Origin of the sequence: uncultured Senegalimassilia sp. (assembly GCF_934632265.1) — a bacterium.
Lineage (GTDB): Bacteria > Actinomycetota > Coriobacteriia > Coriobacteriales > Eggerthellaceae > Senegalimassilia.
In genome coordinates, this window is sequence record NZ_CAKTYH010000160.1 from 1 (window position 1) to 3,446 (window position 3,446).

Consider the following 3,446-nt stretch of genomic DNA (forward strand, 5'->3'; position numbering starts at 1 on the left):
GAATAAACTCGGATATCAGCGTAGTCTTTCCCACTCGCCGGCGTCCATACAGTACGACAAGTGCGCTGCCATTCCGCGCATACTCACTTTGCAGCGTCTCCATCTCCTGCTGCCGATCAACAAATTGCTTCATAAGCTCACCGCCTCCATAAAGTATTATACCGCAAATTATAATAATTTCAATTATAACTTTTCGGATTTTCTATAAAATCTGGCGGCAGCATGAGGGACAGCTTTTCAAGCGATATGACGAAATGATTCTCGAAGTATTCATCACGATACCATGCCTCATAGCGGTCAATGCCATATTCTTCTTCCAGTACGTCCCTATCTGCCCAATCCTTTACGCAGCCATCCTGTTGTTCCTCCCGGACACTTTGCAGTAGGGCAAAACGTCCGGCATCGTAGTCGGCGTATAGCTCAGTGAAGCTGCTGGAATCCAGATTCGTCGTGCAGTGTGTGGTAAGCAGGTAAAGCTCGCAGGCCTTACACTCCCTTGGGTCAGGCGAGATCACCCGAACCATCTCCGGTGCCATGATAACCATATCCAGCGTGATCTCGTCGAGCTTCTTAGGCGATTGATATAGCTCTGCGAAGCGTCGCTCCAGCTCCCGGATCTCCTCTTGAAACAGAGGCGGTTCAAAACAGCAATAGATGTCAGGCGTATCATTTTCTGACTCTCGGTCAGATCCGTCACGGATCTCCGTGATGGTGCCATAAAGTCCACGATATTCACTTGCCTCTGTTGCCATGACAGCGGCACCGACAGTGTAGGTCATGCCGTTGTATGTATAGCGCATACCCTCTTGGTTGATGATCATTTTATGTCCTCCTGATTATATTCCTCCCAGCCTTCCATGCAGTTGGTGCGTGCGCGATCAGCATCGAAGCACTGACAGCGCGTATAGCCTTCTTCCGTTTTGAAGAAAAAGCACGGGGCAAGCCCATCGTCTATCTCTACTACGGACTTGGCTTTGACCTCTATGCCTAACAGCTCCGTATCCTTCTGTGTGAGCAGCTTTAGCCAAAACTCCCGCGGGGAGAGCGCGGAAGTTCCCTCATATGCCATTGCATAGCGGCTTGCCGTGGGCAGCGGTGTGAATGCAAAGCCCTGATGCAGCACATTGTCCAACATATACGTTTCCGGGCTGCGGTAATAGTAGATCCGCAGCGTGTTCGGCACTTTCCGCTTCGGGCACCATTCCGGTGCCCGTCTGTTCAGATCACGGCTTTTAAGATGTCTGGCTCTCTTCGGCAGGGTGCAATAGCTTTCGCCAAAGTGCATCATGAGTCCCTTTGACTTCTGGGGAGCGGGGATCGCATGGTAATAGCGTTCCGGGCAATTCCGACAGGTATACTCCTGCGGGGCAGATTCTCTTTTCCTGTTTATACTCCTTATTGACTTATATTTGAGACCCCGGAAATCATCCGGGGCCTCTGACTTATGGGCGCAGTGTAAAGCGGTTTTCGCCCGTAAATGCACTTTGCAGGCGTCTTACTTCCACCTCCAGTGCCGCTATAATCTGTTCTACCTGTTCCGGCGTGTAATCGTAACACATGCGGCTTGCACAATTAGAAAGCGAATGGATAGCGTCTACGGCTCGTTGTGTGCGCTGTTCAGCCACACGCACGAACCGTTCCGCCTTGGTTTCTCTTTGCCTCAATGCTCGCTACCTCCTTTACGCAATTTCCTGTTCGCCCCAGCGAATGCTGAAACGGCCGTCTTCATCTATGTCGCGGTATCATCGTATTCACAGCCCTCGGGCCAATACGCGCCACTGGCATGGTGATACAGGATAACACCCTGCAGAAACCGGGTATACTCCGGATTCTCCGGGTCGCCGGTAGGCAGCTCGAATTGCAGTGCGCCGCCGGACGGGATCTTGACCTTGGGGAATGAGAGCGTCAAGCCCTCCATATCGTCGGCAAGATCATCGTTGCCGAAATCAAGGCCGGCCATGGTGGGAAGGTTGAATGCACTGGCAGTTGCCATCGTAGTAGTTTCAGGATAACTCATTTTTTGATCCTCCATTTTATCTTTTTTGTTTTTTCACATTACGCCGCGGATACCTGATTCAGCCGCGACCACACACTTCTGGGCATTGCCAGAATGTTGTAGCCGATGATTTCCAGATCCGAGGCGCGGTCATAGCTGCTTACGTCTTGACTGTACCGTGTTACCGCATTGGAAAGACCATACAGGCTCAGGTCATGGCCTTCGATCAGATGTTGCAGGATGCCCTCACCCTCTGAGTCCGTAAGGCCGAACTGTCTGCTGGCCAGCTTCACAACGCCAGGTACATCTGCGGTGTTCATGGGGACGGCCGCAGCCTCCCGCATCATGCCCACCACCTGAGCGAACCGTGCTTCCTCTGCGGCGGCACGGACAGTGTCCTGCACCTTCAGCAGAAAAGCGTGATCGTCTGCAGCAACACTGTTAAGATAAGAAAATCCGTTAGCAAAAAAAGCTCCCCCGTCCATTTCAGAGGAAGTGGACGGGGGAACTTTACTTATTTTATTGTTTCCTGTTGTACTTACTTCGCGGGCAGGACAATGACCTGTCCCTCGTAAATGGTGTTAGCATTTACAAGGCGGTCGGCGTTGCGCTCAAAAATGGTCTTGTACTTCATCACATCGCCATAGGTCGCCTTGGCGATAGCGCCCAGCGTATCGCCAGCCTTGACCGTATAGAGGATTTCGCCGTTGGCGGCAGCAGGCGCATTGATGCGGGCGACATTACCCAGCTTTTCGGGCAGGACGAGTGTCGCACCCTCCGTCAGCGCTGCACCCTTGTTGGCCTTGTAGAGCTCGCTCCACACGCCGTAAGTGCCGTAATTGTTCAGCGCGATCATGCCGTAGGTGTCGCCTGCCTTCACAGTGTAAGAGCCAGCGGCAGTGGGCGCTGCGGACCGCTCAGACCGCGCCGGAGTAGAAGGCTGTGTGGGAGTCGCGGGTTCGCCGGGAGTAGTCGGCTCAGTGGGGGTCGAGGGTTCGCCGGGGGTCGAGGGCTCACCGGGAGTAGTCGGCTTAGGAGGAGTAGAGGGCTGCTCGTCCGCGCTGCCCAGCTTGATATAGGTCTTGCCATACTTCAACACGAAAAGCGCACCGGCGGGAAAATAGTTGAAAGCCTCATCAACAACTCCCGTCTTGATCTCCGCTCCCATGGTATTCTCGCCATAGCCGTCCTCGGTCAGCGGGGAAAGCGAAAACCAGGTTTCGCCCGTGACCGTTACGGAAGAGCCGGGCTTCGCGGTAATCATGGTAACGCTCTGGTCAGTATACTCTCCGCTGTCCTCATCCCATGCTCTGATGGTTTCCGTTGCAGCGGAGGCGGCCTCAAATTCCACGGTCGTATCCTCGCCGGTCCAGGTATAGCTGGTGTAGTTGGCTGCAAACGCGGGAACAGACAATGCCACGCAAAGGATAAGCGCGAGGGAAAGGCTCAA

General features: G+C 53.7%; 6 protein-coding genes. All 6 read right to left on the reverse strand.

Going from position 1 to position 3,446, the window contains the following annotated elements; all coding sequences use genetic code 11:
• Nucleotides 1-133 (reverse strand): ATP-binding protein (locus Q0H50_RS08905; protein ID WP_294421572.1); only part of this gene is annotated, 133 nt, incomplete at its 3' end.
• Nucleotides 134-179: 46 nt separating this feature from the next.
• Nucleotides 180-821 (reverse strand): hypothetical protein, encoded by a 642-nt coding sequence (locus tag Q0H50_RS08910; protein ID WP_294421564.1) that lies wholly within the window; start codon nt 819-821, stop codon nt 180-182.
• Nucleotides 818-1,288: a hypothetical protein gene (locus Q0H50_RS08915; RefSeq protein ID WP_294421565.1), complete on the reverse strand. Its 471-nt coding sequence runs from the start codon at nt 1,286-1,288 to the stop codon at nt 818-820. The genes Q0H50_RS08910 and Q0H50_RS08915 overlap by 4 nt, the downstream gene beginning before the upstream one ends.
• A gap of 441 nt (nt 1,289-1,729) precedes the next feature.
• Nucleotides 1,730-2,032, reverse strand: coding sequence for a hypothetical protein (locus Q0H50_RS08920; protein WP_294421568.1), 303 nt, complete (start codon nt 2,030-2,032; stop codon nt 1,730-1,732).
• 23 nt (nt 2,033-2,055) lie between these two features.
• Nucleotides 2,056-2,481, reverse strand: coding sequence for a hypothetical protein (locus Q0H50_RS08925; protein WP_294421570.1), 426 nt, complete (start codon nt 2,479-2,481; stop codon nt 2,056-2,058).
• A 53-nt stretch (nt 2,482-2,534) separates the two neighbouring features.
• The coding region (locus Q0H50_RS08930; protein WP_294421571.1) for a LysM peptidoglycan-binding domain-containing protein at nt 2,535-3,446 on the reverse strand (912 nt) is incomplete at its 5' end.